The organism is Microbacterium timonense (assembly GCF_900292075.1).
GTDB classification, from domain to species: domain Bacteria; phylum Actinomycetota; class Actinomycetes; order Actinomycetales; family Microbacteriaceae; genus Microbacterium; species Microbacterium timonense.
Window position 1 is genome coordinate 572083 of sequence record NZ_OLMV01000003.1, and the last position, 18896, is coordinate 590978.

The following is an 18896-nucleotide window of genomic DNA, read 5'->3' on the forward strand; positions in this document are numbered from 1 at the left end:
GGGCTCAGTCGCCGGCGACCCACACGGTCGTGTCGGCGGGGAGGCGGCCGTCCACGAGCGGGCCGCTCGCCGCGATCACGATACCGTCCGGAACCGAGACCGCCGTGGAGCCCGTGTTGGCGACCACGGTCACATTCCCGTTGCGGAATGCGACGACCTCATCGGGGTACCCGTCGACCCACTCCAGCGATCCGGCGCCCAGCCCGCGCGCGCGGCGTTCTGCGAGCAGGGTGCGGTACAGCTCCAGCGTCGACCCTTCGACGCCGACCTGGCGGTCCCGCGCGAGCGCCGCCCACTCGGCCGGCTGCGGCAGCCAGGAGGCGCCCGTGGCGTTGAAGCCATAAGCCGGGGCATCCGCGTTCCACGGGATCGGCACCCGGCACCCGTCGCGGCCGTAGCGCTCGCCGTGGGTGCGGAACCATGTCGGATCCTGCCGCGCGTCGCCGGGGATGTCGATGACCTCCGGCAGACCCAGCTCCTCGCCCTGGTAGAGGTACGCCGAGCCGGGCAGCGCGAGCATGAGCGTCGTGGCGGCCCGCGCACGCGCCAGCCCCACCTCGGGGATCGGCTGCCCGGGCGAGTCCGGACCGATGCCGTGGCCCTGCGGGTTCTCGGCCGTCAGCGCGAGGCGAGACGCGTGGCGCACCACGTCGTGGTTCGACAGCACCCAGGTGCTCGGTGCGCCCACACCCGGGAACGCCCGCAGCGAGACGTCGATGACCTCACGGAGGTCCGCGGCATTCCACTCGGTCTGCAGGTAGGGGAAGTTGAACGCCTGGTGCATCTCGTCCGAGCGCACCCACTGGGCTGTCCGCTCCGCGGTGGGAAGCCACGCCTCGGCGGCCAGCGCACGGTCGCCGTCGTAAGCCTCGAGGATCTTGCGCCAGTCCCGGTAGACCTCGTGCACGGCATCCTGTCCCCAGTAGGGGACGTTCTCCTCTTCGCCGCCCATCGACCCGGCTTCGGGGTCGGGGATGTAGTCGGGCAGGCCCTCGGCCTTGATCAGGCCGTGCGCCACGTCCACGCGGAAGCCGTCGACACCGCGGTCCAGCCAGAAGCGGAGGATGCGGCGGAACTCCTCGCGCACCTCCTCATTCGACCAGTCGAAGTCCGGCTGCGACGAGTCGAACAGGTGCAGGTACCACTGGCCCGGTCGGCCGTCGGCCTCGATCACCCGCGTCCAGGCGGGACCGCCGAAGACGGACTCCCAGTTGTTCGGCGGCAGCTCGCCGTGGGCGCCGTTGCCGTCCCGGAACATGTAGCGCGCACGTTCACGGCTGCCCGGAGCGGAGGCGAGCGCCTGCCGGAACCACTCGTGCTGGTCCGACGAGTGGTTCGGTACGAGGTCGACGATGACCCGGATGCCGCGGTCATGGGCGGCGGCGAGCATCGAGTCGAAGTCGGCCAGCGTGCCGAAGAGCGGGTCGACGTCGCAGTAGTCGCTGACGTCGTAGCCGGCGTCCTTCTGCGGCGACCGCTGGAAGGGGCTCAGCCAGATGGCGTCGATGCCCAGCTGCTGCAGGTCGTCGAGGTGCGCGGTGATGCCGGGAAGATCGCCGATGCCGTCGCCGGATGCGTCGGCGAACGACCGGGGGTAGATCTGATAGATCACGGCGGTGCGCCACCACTCGCCTCCGATCGGGGCGAGGAACGCGTCCGTGCGCTCAGCAGTCTGTGCGGAAGTCATCGGGCCAGTGTACTGCAAGCGCTTACACTTTCCGCTCGGCCGGACCGAAATGAGGACATGCGCCGAAATGAGGGGCAGATGCCGAGGAAGCGTCCTCATCTCGGCAGACCCCCGCATGTTGGCATCCGTTCGACGGTCCGGGCGGGGGCGCGGCGAGCGGCGTAGGGTGGGCGGGTGCTTTCCGAAGCCCTGCGGCGCGCCGAGTCCCTCATCCGCACCATCCCCGACTACCCCGAACCGGGCGTGCTGTTCCGCGACATCACGCCGCTGCTGGCGGATGCCCGTGCGCTCCGCACGGTCGTCCACGCGATGATCGCCCCGTTCAAGGGGTCGTTCGATGTCGTCGCCGGTGTGGAGGCGCGCGGGTTCCTGCTGGCGGGCGCGGCGGCCCTGGAGGGCGGCGCGGGGCTGGTGCCGATCCGGAAGGCGGGCAAGCTGCCGCGGCCAGCGGCATCCGTCACGTACGCCCTGGAATACGGCACCGCGACGATCGAGGCGCACGACGACATCGTCGACGGCACCCGCGTCCTGCTCGTCGACGACGTGCTCGCCACGGGCGGGACACTCGTCGCCGCCCACGAGCTCGTCGGCACCCTCGGCGGCACGGTGGTCGGTACCGCGGTGCTGATGGAGCTGTCGGCGTTGGGGGGACGGGAACTCGTCGGCGACGTCCACACGGTATTCACCGCCTGACGCGCCATCAGAAAGTCGTGAGCGTGCCGATCACAGCCCCCAGAACGGACCCGTGAGGCCGGCATCCCGGAAGTACGCCGCGGCCGCCGTCGGCTCCCGCCGCCGATAGCCCGGTTCGAGACGACCGGAATACCAGTGCGACGCGAGCCGCCACAGGGTGGCGAGGTCGAAGACGTCGCCACGGGGCGACGTTGACCGCTCCAGCCACTCGTCCACGCAGGCCTCGCTGCAGAAGATCCGCTGGTTCTCGCACGTGTGGACCACGTCGTCCCACACGTGCGCCATCGGCACGAGGAAGTGCGCGACCTGTTCACCCGCGGGCGGGTTCCCGCTGTCGACCACCCAGGCGTGGGCGGTCCCGCACGAGGGACACGTCGTGGCGATAAGCGAGGGCGATGCGCCGGGGACGAGGTGTGGAATCGCGAAGGAGTCCCACGCGCACCCGCCCCACCACAGCGTCCGGTCGCTCTTGACCGAGAACCCGAAGTCCCGGGTCGCGAACGGGTGCGCCAGCTCGATCTCTCCCCGCTCGTCCAGCACCACGTGGCGATTGCGCTCGAGCTCTCCGAGCAACGCGGCTGTCGTGCGCTCGTCCTCCCCGATGTCCGCGGCAAGGATGCCGAGGCGGTCTACGCGACCCTCGTCGGCCAGCTGCCGGTAGATCCGAAGGCGTAACGTCTCAGCGTCGGCCATCGCGTCTCCCCATCCTGGTGACGTCGTCGAGGAAACCGGAGTCGCAATCCGCCGTGACGTCACGGTTCTTCCTCGGTCATACCGCAGTCCGGCGACGAAGAGAAGGCTGCCGCCAGCCGCCCGGGCCGAGCGCGTCTCCTCTCTGCCGCGTCAGCCGCCCAGCACAACGTTCAGCGGGGGCTCGCCGGCGGCGAGGCGTTGGATCTGGGTGCGCACGAGCTTCGCGATGCGAGGCCGCATCGCCGTGGATGCCCCGCCGACATGCGGCGAGATCAGCACGCCGGGAAGACCCCACAGCGGGTGCCCCTCGGGCAGCGGCTCGGGGTCGGTCACGTCGAGGGCTGCCCGGATGCGACCACGGCGCACGTGGCCGACGAGCGCATCGGTGTCGACGAGTGTGCCGCGGCCCACGTTCACCACGAGAGCGCCGTCCGGCAGGGCTGACAGGAACGCGTCGTCCACCATGCCCCGGGTCGCTTCGCCGCCCGGAAGGGTGAGGATCACGATCTCGGCACGCGGAAGAAGCTCCGGCAGCTCGTCGATGCCGTGCACGGCTACGCCGTCTTCCTCGCGAGCTCGCGAGGCTACGGCGGTCAGCTCGACCTCGAAGGGCTCCAACCGCGCGGCCACCGCCTTCCCGACGCCGCCGTAGCCGAGCAGCAGCACCCGCCGGTCGGCGAGGCTCTCGGCGAAGACCGGGGCCCATTGCCCGGCCGCGGTGTCGACGGCGAATGCGTCGAGGTGGCGCTGTGCCGTGAGGGTCAGGGCGACGGCGAGCTCTGCGGTCGAGGTCTCGTGCACCGACGCGGCGTTGGCGAACGGAAGACCGTCGGGCAGGATGTCGGCGACGCCGTCGTAGCCGATCGACTGGCCCTGCACGAGGCCGACGTCGATGCCGTTCAGCCGCTCCAGCACGCGCGCCATCGACATGTAGGGCGGCACCACCATGTCGAACCGGTCGCGCGGGGCGTCGGCATCCATCGGCCACACCACGAGCTCGACGCCCTCGGGGAGGTCGCCGAGGTCGGCGGCGAGTTGCTCGGTCGGGACACTGATGACGAGATTGCGGATGCCACTGCTCACGTGGTCCACGCTACCGGCGGGGTGCGTGGTCGGCGTGACGGGCCGGCGCTACGCTCGCGTCCAGAGGGCACCGCAGCCCTGCGGTGCGGCGAGCAAGGAGGCGGCCATGGTTCCCGAGATCAACTATTGGGCGGTGCTGCTGGCGACGGCCTCGAGCATGATCGTCGGCTCCATCTGGTACGCGCGCAAGGTGTTCGGCACGCGGTGGGCGAGCCTGGCGAAGGTCGACATGGACCGGCCCGGAGCAAGCGCGGTGCTGCCGATCATCACCACCGTCATCGTGAGCTTCGTGACGGCGTGGGTGCTCGCCGGTGCGACGTCGATCGCCTGGCACTTCTACGGCGGCAGCTACCTGTGGGCGGCGCTGGGCACCGGCGTGATCCTGTGGGCGGGATTCACCGCCGCCCGGTTCATCACGCACGACGCCTTCGAAGGGCGGCCCACATCACTGACGGTGCTCAACATCGCGCACGAGCTGGTGACCATCGTCATCATGGCGCTCATCATCGGCGTCTGGCCGCCCGCCGGCACGGTCTGACGGACCCTTCGAGCGACCCGAACTCCTCAAGATTCGCCGATCTGCGGGGCCGGAGCACGGGTTCGAGCGGCAGCCGCGACATTTCAGAGGAGTTCGGGCAGACCGCCAGGCGGCAAGCTCAGCGCCCGGGACGGGCGCGGCGGGGATCGGGCGTCAGGCGGCTTGGGCGACCACGGCGGCGACGGCCGACGTGAAGAACGACAGGCCGTCGACCCCCGAGCGCATCGCGGCGCTCGTGTCGGGGCCGAAGCCCGGCTCGACCGCGTGCTCGGGGTGCGGCATGAGCCCCACGACGTTGCCGCGCTCGTTGGTGATGCCGGCGATGTCGCGGAGCGACCCGTTGGGGTTCACGCCGATGTAGCGGAAGGCGACGAGACCCTCGCCCTCGAGGCGGTCGAGCTCCGCCTCCGACGCGATGTAGCCGCCGTCCGCGTTCTTCAGCGGGATGACGATCTCCTGGCCGGCGGCGAAGTCGCTCGTCCAGGCGGTGTCGTTGTTCTCCACGCGCAGGCGCTGGTCGCGGCGGATGAACTGCTGGTGCGCGTTGCGGATCAGGCCGCCGGGCAGCAGGTGCGCCTCGACCAGCATCTGGAAACCGTTGCAGATGCCGAGGATCGGCATGCCGTGAGCTGCGGCATCCTTCACCTCCGCCATGATCGGGGCGAGCGCGGCGATCGCTCCGGCGCGCAGATAGTCGCCGTAGCTGAAGCCGCCCGGCAGCACGAGCGCGTCGACGCCCTCCAGGTCGTGCGAGCCGTGCCAGAGGGCGACCGGCTCTGCGCCGGCGACGCGGATCGCGCGCTGCGCGTCGCGGTCGTCGAGCGACCCGGGAAAGGTGATGACTCCGACGCGGGCGGTCATTCCACCACCTCGACGCCGACGACGTCCTCGATGACCGAGTTCGACAGGATCTCGTCGGCGACGCGCCGCGCCTCGGCGAGCACCTCGTCGGTGACGTCGCCGTCGACGGTCAGCTCGAAGCGCTTGCCGATGCGCACGCCGCTGAAGTCGCTCACGCCCAGCCGCGCGAAGGCGCCCGAGACGGCCTTCCCCTGCGGGTCGAGCAGTTCGGCCTTGGGCATGACGTCGACGACGATGGTGGGCATCTGGATCCTCCTGGCGGCCGGAGGCCGCGACTGTCGGTCGTGGGGCGACGAGCGCAGCGGGGAGTCGGAGCGCCGGATGTCGCGAGCAGGGGTCGCATCCAGTCTACGGGCCGCGGCATCCTGCGTAACGACGCTGCCCGGAATCGGCCGTGACGCAACCGTGACCAAACCGTGGGAGCGCTCCCTTGACTTCGTGGGAGCGCTCCCGTAGCGTGACGTCTCGTCCGATGGGACCGCTCCCACGGACACCCTCCACGGCCACGGCACTCGTCCCGGCCGGTCCTGCAACACCACCCTGACAACACAAAGGAGTGACAGTGAACGCACGCGCCTTCCGCAGAAGCGCGGTGGCAGTCGCCGCATTCTCGGCTTCGGCCATCGTCCTCGCCGGCTGCGCCGGCGGCGGCAACGACAACGCCAGTGGCGAGGACGGCGAGATCACGCTGACCCTGGCCACGTTCAACGACTTCGGGTACGACGATGAGCTCCTGCAGGAGTACATGGACGAGAACCCGAACATCAAGATCGTGCACAACAAGGCCGCGATCACCGACGACGCCCGCGCGAACTTCTTCTCGAAGCTCGGCAAGGAAGGCCTCGCCGACATCGAGGCGGTCGAGGTCGACTGGTTCGCCGAGGCCATGCAGTACTCCGACCTGCTCGCCGAGGTTCCCGACAGCGCCAAGGGCCGCTGGGTGGACTGGAAGGAGGAGGCGGCGACCGACGGTGACGGACGCCTCGTCGGCTTCGGCACCGACATCGGCCCGCAGGCCGTCTGCTACCGCGCCGACCTGTTCGCCGCCGCCGGCCTGCCGGCGACCCCCGACGAGGTCGCCGCGGCGATCGACGGCGACTGGAACGCCTTCTTCGACCTGGCCGACCAGTACAAGGCTGCGACCGGCAAGCCGATGATCGACGCCGCGAACTCCGCGTTCCAGGGCATCGTCAACCAGATCGAGTTCCCCTACGACGAGCCCGACGGCACCGTGGTCGCGACGACCAACCCCGAGCTCGAGGCGGCCTACAAGCTCGTCGTCGAGCGCGGCATCCCGAACTCCGCCTACTCGGGACAGTGGTCTGACGACTGGAACGCGTCGATGGCCAACGGCGAGTTCGCGGCGATGCTGTGCCCGCCGTGGATGCTCGGCATCATCTCGGGCAACGCGCCCGACGTCACCGGCTGGGAGATCGCGAACGCGTTCCCGAACGGCGGCGGCAACTGGGGCGGTTCTTACCTGACCGTGCCGGCGAACGGCAAGAACGTCGAAGAGGCTCTCAAGCTGGCCGACTGGCTGACCGCCCCCGAGCAGCAGGAGAAGACGTTCGTCAACGTGGGCGCCTTCCCCAGTGCTGTCGATGCCCAGAGCGCGTCGTCGATCGTCGACTCGACGAACGAGTACTTCAACAACGCCCCGACCGGTCAGATCTTCGCCGAGCGATCCGAGGCGATCGATGTCACTCCGTACAAGAGCGCGGACTACTTCAAGTACAACACCGCGCTCCAGGACGCCATCACCCGCGTCTTCGACGGTGTCGAGGATGCCGAGACGTCGTGGAACACGTACGTCGCCGAGGTCGAGTCGTTCTGATCGGCTGATCCGGGGCCGGGTCTCCTCGCCGGGACCCGGCCCCGCAACAGGAGCGGAGTGCGCGCGGGTTCGCCCCCCGGGCCCGCGCGTGCTCCGCCGTCCTTGCCCCTCCCGCACACCCGAATCGGAGCGACCGGTGACCTCGACCGCAACCCGCCCCACGGCATCCGGGCCGGCCGACCGGCCGGGCACCGAACGCCAGCCGCGCGTCCTGTCCTTCTCCCAGAAACTCAGCCGGTGGGACCTGAAGGTCTCGCCCTACCTCTACATCTCGCCGTTCTTCATCCTGTTCGCGATCACCGGCCTCTTCCCGATCGTGTACACCGCGGTGATCTCGTTCCAGGAATGGGACCTGATCCGCAACTCCGGCACCTTCGTCGGGCTCGACCAGTACATCTGGATCCTGTCCCAGCCGGACTTCTGGACCGCGCTGCGCAACACGTTCAGCATCTTCCTGCTGTCGTCGGTGCCGCAGATCATCCTGGCGATGTTCATCGCCGCCATGCTCGACCGCAACATCCGCGCCAAGACGTTCTGGCGGATGAGCGTGCTGCTCCCGTACGTGATGGCACCGGTGGCCGTCGCCCTCATCTTCAGCAACATGTTCGGCGACAACCACGGTCTCGTGAACAACTTCCTGACGAGCATCGGGCTCAACCCGATCGCGTGGCACAAGGACCCGTTCTGGAGCCACGTCGCCATCGCCACGATGGTCAACTTCCGCTGGACCGGTTACAACGCCCTCATCCTGCTCGCCGCCATGCAGGCGGTGCCGCGTGACTACTACGAGGCGGCGACCGTCGACGGCGCCGGACCGTTCCGCCAGTTCTGGAGCATCACGCTCCCGTCGCTCAAGCCGACGCTGATCTTCGTCATCATCACCTCGACGATCGGCGGGCTCCAGATCTTCGACGAGCCGCGCATGTTCGACACTTTCGGTCGTGGCGGCGCGGCCAACCAGTGGCTCACGATCACGCTGTACCTCTACAACATCGGCTGGGGCGAGTTCAACTTCGGCCGGGCCGCGGCGCTGGCGTGGATCCTGTTCATCATCATCCTCGCGATCGGCCTCATCAACCTCGCCATCACGCGTCGCCTCGTGCGCGACGAGGGCGGTCGCGGCGTCCTCACACCTCGCCGCCGCCGGAAGGGAGTCCAGAAGTGAGCGCCATCAGCACTCCGCCGCTCGCCGTCGTCGAGGAGAACATCCCGAACGACGCGAATCGCCGTAACCGCCGCACCACCAAGATCCGCGGCGTGCGCGCCGGCTTCTGGGTGTACGCGGGCCTTGCCGTGGTCGTGATCTCGGCGATCTTCCCCTTCTACTGGTCGTTCCTCATCGGCTCGGGCGACTCCTCGACGATCAACGATCCGAACATGTCGTGGCTGCCCGGCGGCAACTTCATCAGCAACGCGCTCGCGGTCATGAACGACCCGGCCGTGAACTTCTGGCCGGCACTGTGGAACTCGATCTGGAGCTCGACCGTGATCGCGGCATCCGTCGTCTTCTTCTCGACGCTCGCCGGATGGGCGTTCGCCAAGCTCCGTTTCCCGGGCGGGAAGTGGCTGCTGGCGTTCGTCGTCGCGACCATGGCCGTGCCGATGCAGCTCGGCGTCGTGCCGCTGTACCTGCTGTTCTCCGACCTCGGCTGGACCGGCCAGATCGGCGCGATCATCATCCCCGCCCTGACCAGCGCGTTCGGCGTGTTCTGGATGACGCAGTACCTACAGCAGACGGTCCCGGATGAGCTGATCGAGGCAGCGCGCGTGGATGGTGCGTCCATGATCCGCACGTTCTGGACGATCGGCGTCACGGCGGCGCGCCCCGCCGCGGCGATGCTGTTCCTGTTCACGTTCGTGGGCGCCTGGAACCAGTTCTTCTGGCCGTTCATCGTCCTCGACCGGCAGAATCCGACGCTCCCCGTCGCGCTGTCGCTGCTGCAGTCCAACTACTTCGTCGACTACTCGGTCGTGCTGGCCGGCGTGCTGCTGGCCACGATCCCGCTGCTGATCCTGTTCGCCTTCACCGGCCGGCAGCTCGTGAGCGGCATCATGGCCGGCGCCGTCAAGGGCTAGCCCTTCCGCCCTCGACCGGCTCCCGACATCCTGAAATCAACGCTTCCAGAGAGGAACCTCCCCTCATGACGACCCCGCGCGCCTTCCCTCAGGGCTTCCTGTTCGGTGCGGCGACCGCCGCCTTCCAGATCGAGGGGGCCGCCCACGAGGACGGCCGCCGCGACTCGATCTGGGATGCGTTCTGCCGGGTGCCCGGCGCCGTCATCAACGGCGACAACGGCGATGTCGCGTGCGACCACTACCACCGGTACCGCGACGACGTCGCCCTCATGAAGGACCTCGGCCTGCAGACCTACCGCTTCTCGACGTCATGGGCGCGGGTGCAGCCGGACGGCCGCACCGTCAACCCGCTCGGGCTCGACTTCTACCGGCGGCTGGTCGACGAACTGCTGGGCGCCGGCATCCTTCCGTGGCTCACGCTCTACCACTGGGACCTGCCCCAGGCGCTGCAAGAGCAGGGCGGCTGGGCAAATCGCGACACCGCCGACCGGTTCACCGAGTACGCGCTGACGATGCACGACGCCCTCGGCGACCGCGTGAACGTCTGGACGACCCTCAACGAACCGTGGTGCTCGTCGTTCCTCAGCTACACCGCGGGCCTTCACGCCCCCGGGCATTACAGCGTCGAGGAAGGGATGCTCGCCTCGCACCACCTGCTGCTCGGCCATGGCCAGACCGTGCGCGAGCTGCGCGCGCGGGACGAGTCGCTGCAGCTGGGCATCACGCTCAACCTCACCGTCGCCGACCCGGTCGACGCCGCCGACCCCGCCGACGCCGACGCTGCGCGCCGCATCGACGGCCAGTTCAACAGGTGGTTCCTCGCCCCGATCTTCCGCGGTCAGTACCCGGCCGACATCGTCGAAGACATCCGGAAGGTGGATGCCGCGGCCACTGCGGCATGGGAGGCCGCCGTCCGTCCGGGCGACCTCGATGCCATCTCGACCCCGATCGACACGCTCGGTGTGAACTACTACCACGGCGAGTACGTGGGCGGTCACGAGCCCGTCGTCCCTCCCATCGGCGGAGACGCGCCGACGGATCGGCCGGGCCGGTCGCCGTTCCCCTCCCACGAGGGGATCTACTGGCACGAGCGCGGGCTTCCCCGCACCCCGATGCAGTGGGAGGTGCAGCCCGAGGCGCTCACGACGCTGCTGCAGCGGGTTTGGGACGAGTACGCCCGTCCGGCCGGCACCGTCCTGTACGTGACTGAGAACGGCGCGGCCTACGATGACGAGCTCGTGATCGAGGACGGGGCGAAGCGCGTGCACGACGCCGATCGCGTGGAGTTCCTGCGCGGGCATCTCGGCGCGATCCTGGATGCCGCCGACGCGGGTGTGGACGTCCGCGGCTACTTCTACTGGTCGCTGCTGGACAACTTCGAGTGGGCTTGGGGCTACGAGAAGCGGTTCGGCATCGTGCGGGTGGACTACGAAACGCAGGAGCGCACCCCGAAGGACAGCGCGCTGGAGTACCGGCGCATCACCCAGGCGCGTGCCCTCGACCTCGCGCCTGCCCGCGCGGCGGTCGCCACGCCCTGAGTGGGACTCCCGTAACAGCAGCGGCCGGAAGCGCCTCGAGGTCGGCTGCGTGCCATAGCATCCGGGAGGAGGGACAGAATGAGCACCGACGTCACGCGACACGCCGTCACGATCGAAGAGGTCGCCGCCGCGGCGGGGGTCTCGCGATCGACGGTGTCGCGCGTGGTCAACGGCTCGACGGCGGTCAGCCCCGAAGCGCTCGAATCCGTGACGCGCGCGATCGCCGAGCTCAACTACGTCCCGAACCGCGCGGCACGCTCGCTGGCCAGTCAGAAGACGCACGCGGTGGCCCTCATCGTCCCCGAGGACACCACGAGGTTCTTCGGCGACCCGTTCTTCGCGGCGATCGTGTCGGGCATCAACTCACGGCTGAGTCGCTCCGACTACGTGCTCAACCTCTTCATCGCCAGCGACGATCCCGGTGACAAAACGACGAGCTACGTGCGCAGCGGGGCCGTCGACGGTGCGATCGTCGTCTCGCACCACACGAGCGACACATTCATCGACCGCATCGCGAGCGTCGTGCCGGTCGTCTACGGCGGCCGTCCGGTGCGCGAGCGGGAGCGGGACTACTACGTCGACGTCGACAACGTGAGGGGGGCGTACGACGCGACGGTGTACCTCATCGAGAACGACCGCCGCCGCATCGCCACGATCACCGGCCCGCGCGACATGCCCGCCGGCATCGACCGCCTCCGCGGGTACCGCGACGCGCTGTCGGCGTGGAACCTCGACGAGATCGCTGTCGAGGACGGCAACTTCACCGCCGACGGCGGCGCCGACGCCATGCGCCGGATGCTCGCCTCGGGCGCGAACCCCGACGCGATCTTCGTGGCGAGCGACCTCATGGCCCGCGGCGCCCTGACCGAGCTCGCGGCCGCCGGCATCCGGGTGCCCGAAGACATCGCGGTGATCGGCTTCGACGATTCACCGGTGGCGACCTCGGTCACGCCGCAGCTCACGACGGTGCGCCAGCCGTCGTTCGCGCAGGGGGAGCGCATGGCGACCGTGCTGCTCGACCTGCTCGCGGGCCGGCATCCGCGTCACGTCACGATCCTCGAGACCGAGCTGGTCATCCGCGACTCCGTGTGAGCGGGCCCCGACGGGCGGACGCTCGGGTGAGCCCGCCGGGCGGGCGCTCGGGTGAGCCCGCCGGGCGGGCGCCGGCGAGCTCGCCGGGGCGCCGGTGGGGCCGCCGCGTCGGTAAACCCGCGGCGTCGCTGAGCCCCGCCGCGCGGACGCCGGTGAGCCCGCCGGGCGTCGGTGGGGCCGCCGCGTCGGCGTCGGGCTAGCCCGCCGCGCGGGCGCCGGCGGGCGGCATCCTCCCGTGTCAGCCGCGTCCCGGAACGGTGGCGTGCAGCAGGTTGCGCCAGGGGTCGTCGAACGACACGGTGCGCCCGTCGTCGCGCACCTCGAAACCGTGATGCCGCAGACGCTCGCCGAGCTCTCCCAGTGCGTCGGCGTCGGGCAGCGCGAGATCGACGCGGCCGAGGCCCAGCGCGGGCATGCGCGGCCCCGCGCCGCGGGAGTTCCAGACGTTCATCGCCATGTGGTGGTGGTAGCCGCCCGCGCTGACGAACAGCGCCTGATCGCCGAGCGCCGCCGTCTGGTCGAAGCCGAGCGCGTCGACGTAGAAGGCGCGCGCCGTGGCGACGTCGCCCACCGACAGATGCACATGACCGACGGATGCCGCCTCCTGGGCGGTGCCCCCGCCCGCGGCCCGCTCGGTCAGGTGCTCGGCGAGGAACGCGTTCGGATCGAGGTACAGCGTCGCCATCTCTACGGACCCATGGGTCCATGACCACTCCGAGCGCGCACGGTCCCAGTACAGCTCGACGCCGTTGCCCTCGGGGTCGGTGAGGTAGAACGCCTGGCTCACCAGGTGATCGGCGGATCCGGTGAACGTCTGCGGGGCATGGCGGGCCACGCTGTACAGCGCCGCCGCGAGCGCCTCCTGCGTCTCGAACAGGATCGCGGTGTGGAAGAGTCCGGCGGCGCCGGGCACCGCATGCCGCAGTGTGGGCTCGTGCGTCAGCACGACGATGGGGCGGCCGGCGCGGCCGAGCACGACCTCGTCGACGCCGACCGAGAGCACCTGCAAGGTGATGACGTCGCGGTAGAACGCCGACATGGCGTCCAGATCTCCGACCAGCAGGGTCACCGCGCCCATCGAGGTGTCGGCGGCGAGGCGGTCCGCCGTCGCGACAGCTTCATTCATGTGAATGTTCAACCCCCGGCATCCCGCCCGCATTCCACTCCGCATCCGCCCCCCTCTCCCGACCGGGTCCGAGGTCGACCCGGGTTTGGGGCGCACTCCGTCCGTTTGGGGCGCAACCCGCGCGCCCCGAACGCACGCAGCGCGCCCCAAACGCGAGGATCGCCGCAGCAGGGGGCGGGTCAGCGCGCTTCGACGTCCTGCGGGTCGCCGCCGAGCTGACCCACTGCGGGGATCGGACCGCCGTCGTCGGCACCGGTCTTGCGCCAGCGGGCGATGAGGTTGCCGAGGTGGTAGATCAGCAGCGCCGCGGCAGCGCCGATCACGATCGCGCCCAGCTGGAAGTCGCCCCATACCATCGTGAAGCCCGCGATCGCGATCACGAGCGACACCGCGGCGGTGTACTGGTTCACCGGGCGGGAGAAGTCCACGCGGTTGTCGACCCAGATCTTGATGCCGATGATGCCGATGAGACCGTACAGCGCGGTGGTCACCCCGCCGAGCACGCCGGCCGGGATCGAGTTGAAGACCGCGCCGACCACGGGTGAGAGCGAGAGCAGGATCGCGAAGAGCCCGGCGACCCAGTACGCCGCCGTCGAGTACACGCGGGTCGCCGCCATCACACCGATGTTCTCGCCGTAGGTCGTCGTGCCCGATCCGCCGAACGTTCCCGCCAGGACGGTCGCCGCGCCGTCGGCGATCAGCGCACGGCCGGTGTACTTGTTGACGGATGCCTCGGTCATCGTCGCGACGCCGCGCACGTGTCCGACGTTCTCGGCGATCAGCACGAGCACGACCGGCAGGAACATCGCGATCACGCTCCACGTGCCCGCGTGCCCGAACGTCGGGAACTGGAAGGTCGGAAGGCCGACCCACTGGCCGTCGGCGGCGAGCTCGTTCACTGCCGTGAAGTCCACCTCACCGCGGATCAGCGCGATGATGTAACCGACGATGACGCCGAGGAAGATCGAGATGCGCCCGAGGAAGCCGCGGAACAGCACGCTGAACAGCACGACCGCGACGAGGGTGATCGTCGCGGTGATGGGGGCCTGCTGGTAGTTCGTCCAGGCCACCGGCGCCAGGTTGAAGCCGATGAGCGCGACGATGGCGCCGGCGACGACCGGCGGCATCAGCTTCTCGATCCAGCCGAGGCCCGCGAACTGCACGATGAAGCCGACGATCGCAAGCAGCACGCCCACCGCCACGATGCCGGCCAGGGCCGATCCCATGCCCTGCGAGGCGGTGGCGGCGGTGACCGGCGCGATGAACGCGAACGAAGAGCCGAGGTAGCTGGGGAGCCGGTTCTTGGTGATGAGCAGGAACAGCAGCGTGCCGATGCCCGAGAAGAGGAGAGTGGTCGAGACGGGGAAGCCGGTGATCGCCGGCACCAGGAACGTCGCGCCGAACATCGCGACGACGTGCTGCGCCCCCACCGCGACCGTCGCGGGCCAGTTCAGGCGCTCGTCGGGCTTCACCACCTTCCCGGGCTCGACGGTCCGGCCGTTGCCGTGAAGGGTCCACAGTGGCATGGGCGCTCCTTGCGCTCGGGAGATCTGCTGCGCTCACATTAGCGGCGCTGCGGGCGGCGCCGTGCGCACGACGACGGCCTCGTCCGGAGGAGCACGCGGGATGCCGCTGCGCGGGTCAGGCGGCGGTCAGCCGCTCCAACAGCTCACGGTAGCGGGCGGTGGTCCGTTCGATCACGTCGGCGGGGAGGGCCGGGGGCTCGCCCTCGCGCGGAGCGGGCCAGTTGGCGGCCAGCCAGTCGCGCACGATCTGCTTGTCGAAGCTCGCCATGCGCTGTTCGGGACTGGTTCCCGACGCCCAGGCCTCGGCATCCCAGTACCGCGACGAGTCGCTGGTCAGCACCTCGTCGGCCAGCGTCAGCACGCCGTTCTCGTCGAGCCCGAACTCGAACTTGGTGTCGGCCAGGATGACGCCGTGAGACTCGGCCGTCGCCGCCGCGCGGCGGTAGATCTCCAGCGACAGGTCGCGCAGCGCGGCCGCGCGCTCGGCGCCGACCAGCTCGACGGTGCGCTCGAACGAGATGTTCTCGTCGTGCTCGCCGAGCGGCGCCTTGTAGGCGGGCGTGTAGATCGGCTCCGGCAGCCGGTCGCCGTTGGACAGTCCCTCCGGAAGCGGGATGCCGCACACCGTGCCGCTGGCGCGATACTCCTCCCAGCCGGACCCGGTGAGGTAGCCACGCACGACGCATTCGATGGGCTGCATGTCGAGGCTCTTGACCACCATCGCGCGCCCGACGACGGCATTCGGAATGAGGTCCTGCAGATCGTCGCGGGTATTCGGCTCGCCGTCGGCCCCGAGGGTGAGCGTGTGCGACGCCGCGAGGTGGTTCGGGATGCTGCGACCGCCGTCGGCGCCGGCCAGCTGGTCGAACCACCACAGGCTGAGGGTCGTCAGCAGCTCGCCCTTGCCGGGGATGCCGGGAGACAGCACGTGGTCGAAGGCGCTGACGCGATCGCTCGCCACGACGAGCATGCGCTCGGGTGCCGAACCCTCGGTGGCGTGCTCGGGGACGTAGAGGTCGCGTACCTTGCCCGAGTAGACGTGGCGCCAGCCGGGGAGCTCGAGCGGGGGAGTGGGGGAAGCCGTCACCCGTTCATTATCGCCGCCAGGGCGGGTGGGCTCGGGCCGCGGGCGCGCGCTGCGGGCTGACGTGCGCGGACTCGCGTCAGGGCGTGATCTCGTCGACGAACGCGAAGGCGTCGGCGATCAGGGGCGCCCATGCATCGGCGCGGTCGGGACCGACGAGGACCCATTCGCGCATCGTGCGCCCGCGCGTCTGCATGCGCTCACCTGTACCCGCCGAGGCCAGCTCGTCCGCACGATCCGCCGGGACCTTGACGACCAAGGAGCCGCGATAGCCCACGAAGGCGAACACCTTGCCACGGATGCGCAGGCCCTCGCTGCCGAACATCGGGCCGATGTCGACGCCGGGGCGCGCCAGATACTCGGCCGCGATCGGGTCGAAGATCGCGTGCGCGCGCTCCTGGGCCGCAGCATCCGTCATGGCCACAGGGTACGGGGCGCCGCCGACATCGCGCGAGGTCGGCGCGATCGGATCCATCGCGTGCACTTCCTCCTCGCGGTGCGAGCCGGAACAGCGTATAGTCCATCTGGACTAATCGACATGGAGGGATCGTCGTGACCGACGCCGTCGCCCGCCTCACCCCACTCGGGGTGATGGTGCTCGCGCTGCTCAGCGAAGGCGACATGCACCCGTACGAGATGATCCGGCTCATGCATCTGCGCCGCGACGACCGGCTCGTCACGATCACGAACGGCACGGTCTACCACACGGTCGCGCGGCTGGAGCGTTCGGGGCTGGTCGCCGAGGTGGGCGTCGATCGCGAGGGCAACCGCCCGGAGCGCACCACCTACACCGTGACGGATGCCGGGGCCGCCGCGGTCGTCGAATGGGTGCGGCGGGAGCTGCCGCGCGTCGATCGCCCCGCCGAGTTCCGTGTCGCGCTCGCCGAAGTGCACAACCTCGAGCGTGCCGAGGCGCTGGAGCTGCTTCGCGCCCGCCGTGCGGCTCTCGCCGACATGCGTCGATCGCTCATCGACGGCCGACGCCACGCGCTCGCGGAGGGCGTGCCCGAGCAGTACCTCATCGAACTCGGGCGCGAAGGTGCGCTCGTGGAGGCCGAGGTCGCGTGGATGGACGCGACGCTGCCTCGCATCGAGCATCCGGAACTCGCGTGGGGTCCGCACGAGGCCCCGTCCGAACGTTACCTCGCCCAGAGAAAGGCAGCACGGCAATGACCGACGCTTCGACAAGCTCAGCGACCGGGAGTGGGAGCTTAGCGACCGGGAGTGGGAGCTCAGCGACCGGGAGTGGGAGCCCAGCGATCGGTGGCAGCGCTCGCGCCACGGCCGCGCAGCCGCCGACCGGCGCATACGCCTCCGGGCACAAGCCCCGCAGCCCGTGGCCGGCGCTGTGGGCGCTCGTCATCGGGTTCTTCATGATCCTCGTCGACACGACGATCGTCTCGGTGGCCAACCCCGCCATCAAGGCGGCGCTGGACCCCGACACGAACAACCTCGACAACGTGGTGTGGGTCACGTCGGCGTATCTGCTCGCGTACGCGGTGCCGCTTCTCATCACCGGTCGCCTGGGCGACCGATTCGGGCCCAAATACATGTACCTCGGTGGGCTGGCGGTCTTCACGCTCGCCTCGCTCGGGTGCGGTCTGTCGCCGACGCTCGGCGCGCTCATCGCCTTCCGGGCCGTGCAGGGACTCGGCGCAGCCCTCATGACACCGCAGACGATGGCGATCATCACGCGCACCTTCCCGCCGAACCAGCGTGGGGCGGCGATGGGGCTGTGGGGTGCCACCTCGGGTGTCGCGATGCTGGTCGGTCCGCTCGCGGGCGGCCTGCTCGTGGACGGCCTCGGGTGGGAGTGGATTTTCTTCGTCAACATCCCGGTCGGGATCGTGGGCTTCGTGCTCGCGTGGATCCTGGTGCCGCGGCTCGAGACGCATCCGCACCGGTTCGACCTCGTCGGGGTGTTCCTCAGCGCCGCCGGCCTCTTCCTCATCGTGTTCGGTCTGCAAGAGGGAGAGACCTACGACTGGGGCGTCATCTGGGGGCCGATCAGCGTGTGGGGGCTGATCATCGCCGGTGTCGTGGTGATGGGGCTGTTCATCTGGCAGCAGGCGAAGACGAAGAGCGAGGCCCTGGTGCCGCTCGCGCTGTTCCGAGACCGCAACTTCTCCATCGCCAACATCGGGATAGCGACGGTGGGATTCACCGTCACCAGCATGTCGCTGCCGCTGATGTTCTTCCTGCAGCTGGCGCGCGGGCTGACGCCCACCGAGTCCGCCCTGCTGCTGGTGCCGATGGCCGTCGCCGCCGGCGTGCTCTCGCCGCTCGCCGGTCGCTGGCTGGACCGCACCGATCCGCGGGTGCTCCTCGTCCCTGGGCTGCTCCTCGTCGCCGGATCGCTGGTCCTGTACTCGGTATTGATGAACCTCGACACACCGATCTGGGTGTACCTCATTCCGTCCTTCATCATGGGCGTCGGAAACGCCGGCATGTGGGGACCGCTGGCCACCACCGCGACGCGCAACCTGCCGCCGAGGCAGGCGGGCGCCGGGGCCGGCATCTACAACACCACGCGCACGATCGGCTCCGTGCTCGGCTCGGCCGCCATCGCCGTGTTCATGCAGAGCCGCATCGAGGCGAACATCCCCGGGGCGGCGGATGCCTCGGGTGGCAGCTTCGGTGCGGGCGCACTGCCTGAGGTCGTCGCCGCGCCGTTCGCCACGGCCATGGCGCAGTCGGTGCTGCTGTCCGCCGCGGTGCTGATCATCGGCGTCGTCGCTGTGCTGTTCCTGCGGCGCCCCCAGGCCTCGTCGACCGAGGACTGGCATGCCGCCCACGCGGCGGCCGCCGGGGACTGAAGGTCCGCCACTTCGGGAGATGACTAGCGGTCGGCGCGAGCCGTGTCAAGCGGTTGGCCATCGGCGGGCGACGCCTCGAATATAGCCTCCATGACAGCCCTCGCAGTGATCCTGCTCATCATCGGAATCGTGCTGCTGCTGTTCGGTGTCTTCATCGAGGCGGCGAAGTTCCTGCTGTGGATCGGCCTGGTGATCATCATCATCGCCGTGATCGCCTGGCTGATGCGATTCATTCGACGCCAGACCTGA

At 69.7% G+C, this 18896-nt stretch carries 19 protein-coding genes; 10 read left to right on the forward strand and 9 right to left on the reverse strand.

The window, feature by feature from the left end:
- Window positions 1–4: 4 nt before the first annotated feature.
- Window positions 5–1687 carry a glycoside hydrolase family 13 protein gene (locus tag C9992_RS11930; RefSeq protein ID WP_106815788.1) on the reverse strand — a complete coding sequence of 561 codons (1683 nt, stop codon included), beginning with the start codon at window positions 1685–1687 and terminating at the stop codon, window positions 5–7.
- Between the two features lie 174 nt (window positions 1688–1861).
- On the opposite strand from C9992_RS11930, the gene C9992_RS11935 reads away from it, so the two are divergent.
- Window positions 1862–2380, forward strand: coding sequence for an adenine phosphoribosyltransferase (locus C9992_RS11935; protein ID WP_106815789.1), 519 nt, complete (start codon window positions 1862–1864; stop codon window positions 2378–2380).
- A gap of 30 nt (window positions 2381–2410) precedes the next feature.
- Here C9992_RS11935 and merB read toward each other — a convergent pair whose 3' ends face one another.
- Window positions 2411–3073: an organomercurial lyase gene (merB, locus tag C9992_RS11940; RefSeq protein WP_106815790.1), complete on the reverse strand. Its 663-nt coding sequence runs from the start codon at window positions 3071–3073 to the stop codon at window positions 2411–2413.
- Between the two features lie 150 nt (window positions 3074–3223).
- Window positions 3224–4156, reverse strand: coding sequence for a 2-hydroxyacid dehydrogenase (locus C9992_RS11945; RefSeq protein ID WP_200826304.1), 933 nt, complete (start codon window positions 4154–4156; stop codon window positions 3224–3226).
- Between the two features lie 106 nt (window positions 4157–4262).
- Here C9992_RS11945 and C9992_RS11950 point away from each other — a divergent pair, with 106 nt between their 5' ends.
- Window positions 4263–4694 carry a DUF1761 domain-containing protein gene (locus C9992_RS11950; protein ID WP_106815791.1) on the forward strand — a complete coding sequence of 144 codons (432 nt, stop codon included), beginning with the start codon at window positions 4263–4265 and terminating at the stop codon, window positions 4692–4694.
- A gap of 153 nt (window positions 4695–4847) precedes the next feature.
- On the opposite strand, the gene purQ is transcribed toward C9992_RS11950, so the two are convergent.
- Both purQ and purS read right to left on the reverse strand, forming a co-directional pair.
- Window positions 4848–5555, reverse strand: a complete 708-nt coding sequence (purQ, locus tag C9992_RS11955) for a phosphoribosylformylglycinamidine synthase subunit PurQ (RefSeq protein WP_106815792.1) — start codon at window positions 5553–5555, stop codon at window positions 4848–4850.
- Window positions 5552–5800, reverse strand: a complete 249-nt coding sequence (gene purS / locus C9992_RS11960) for a phosphoribosylformylglycinamidine synthase subunit PurS (protein WP_106815793.1) — start codon at window positions 5798–5800, stop codon at window positions 5552–5554. The genes purQ and purS overlap by 4 nt, the downstream gene beginning before the upstream one ends.
- A 317-nt stretch (window positions 5801–6117) precedes the next feature.
- Between purS and C9992_RS11965 the strand changes: the two genes are divergently transcribed.
- From C9992_RS11965 to C9992_RS11985, 5 genes are all read left to right on the forward strand, one after another.
- A complete protein-coding gene (locus C9992_RS11965) occupies window positions 6118–7389 on the forward strand; it encodes an ABC transporter substrate-binding protein (RefSeq protein WP_106815794.1) in 1272 nt (423 codons plus the stop codon).
- 136 nt (window positions 7390–7525) lie between these two features.
- Entirely contained in the window at window positions 7526–8554 is a 1029-nt protein-coding gene (locus tag C9992_RS11970) for a carbohydrate ABC transporter permease (RefSeq protein ID WP_106815795.1), read from the forward strand.
- On the forward strand, window positions 8551–9465 hold the full coding sequence (locus C9992_RS11975) for a carbohydrate ABC transporter permease (protein ID WP_106815796.1): 915 nt from the start codon (window positions 8551–8553) through the stop codon (window positions 9463–9465). The genes C9992_RS11970 and C9992_RS11975 overlap by 4 nt, the downstream gene beginning before the upstream one ends.
- 65 nt (window positions 9466–9530) lie before the next feature.
- Window positions 9531–11003, forward strand: a complete 1473-nt coding sequence (locus C9992_RS11980; RefSeq protein ID WP_106815797.1) for a glycoside hydrolase family 1 protein — start codon at window positions 9531–9533, stop codon at window positions 11001–11003.
- A 78-nt stretch (window positions 11004–11081) separates the two neighbouring features.
- The gene (locus C9992_RS11985) at window positions 11082–12095 is read left to right on the forward strand and encodes a LacI family DNA-binding transcriptional regulator (RefSeq protein ID WP_106815798.1); all 1014 of its coding nucleotides are present in this window, start codon (window positions 11082–11084) and stop codon (window positions 12093–12095) included.
- 238 nt (window positions 12096–12333) lie between these two features.
- Here the strand turns inward: C9992_RS11985 and C9992_RS11990 are convergent, their stop codons facing one another.
- The 4 genes from C9992_RS11990 to C9992_RS12005 form a co-directional block, all read right to left on the reverse strand.
- Window positions 12334–13221, reverse strand: coding sequence for a VOC family protein (locus C9992_RS11990; RefSeq protein ID WP_106815799.1), 888 nt, complete (start codon window positions 13219–13221; stop codon window positions 12334–12336).
- Between the two features lie 179 nt (window positions 13222–13400).
- Window positions 13401–14747: a uracil-xanthine permease family protein gene (locus C9992_RS11995; RefSeq protein ID WP_106815800.1), complete on the reverse strand. Its 1347-nt coding sequence runs from the start codon at window positions 14745–14747 to the stop codon at window positions 13401–13403.
- Between the two features lie 115 nt (window positions 14748–14862).
- A complete protein-coding gene (locus C9992_RS12000) occupies window positions 14863–15834 on the reverse strand; it encodes a phosphoribosylaminoimidazolesuccinocarboxamide synthase (protein ID WP_106815801.1) in 972 nt (323 codons plus the stop codon).
- A gap of 76 nt (window positions 15835–15910) precedes the next feature.
- A complete protein-coding gene (locus C9992_RS12005; protein WP_106815932.1) occupies window positions 15911–16249 on the reverse strand; it encodes an MmcQ/YjbR family DNA-binding protein in 339 nt (112 codons plus the stop codon).
- 134 nt (window positions 16250–16383) lie between these two features.
- Here C9992_RS12005 and C9992_RS12010 point away from each other — a divergent pair, with 134 nt between their 5' ends.
- From C9992_RS12010 to C9992_RS18240, 3 genes are all read left to right on the forward strand, one after another.
- Window positions 16384–17004: a PadR family transcriptional regulator gene (locus C9992_RS12010; protein WP_106815802.1), complete on the forward strand. Its 621-nt coding sequence runs from the start codon at window positions 16384–16386 to the stop codon at window positions 17002–17004.
- Window positions 17001–18647 (forward strand): DHA2 family efflux MFS transporter permease subunit, encoded by a 1647-nt coding sequence (locus C9992_RS12015; RefSeq protein ID WP_106815803.1) that lies wholly within the window; start codon window positions 17001–17003, stop codon window positions 18645–18647. Before C9992_RS12010 ends, C9992_RS12015 begins: the two co-directional genes overlap by 4 nt.
- Window positions 18648–18737: 90 nt before the next feature.
- Window positions 18738–18896 carry a hypothetical protein gene (locus C9992_RS18240; RefSeq protein ID WP_200826305.1) on the forward strand — a complete coding sequence of 53 codons (159 nt, stop codon included), beginning with the start codon at window positions 18738–18740 and terminating at the stop codon, window positions 18894–18896.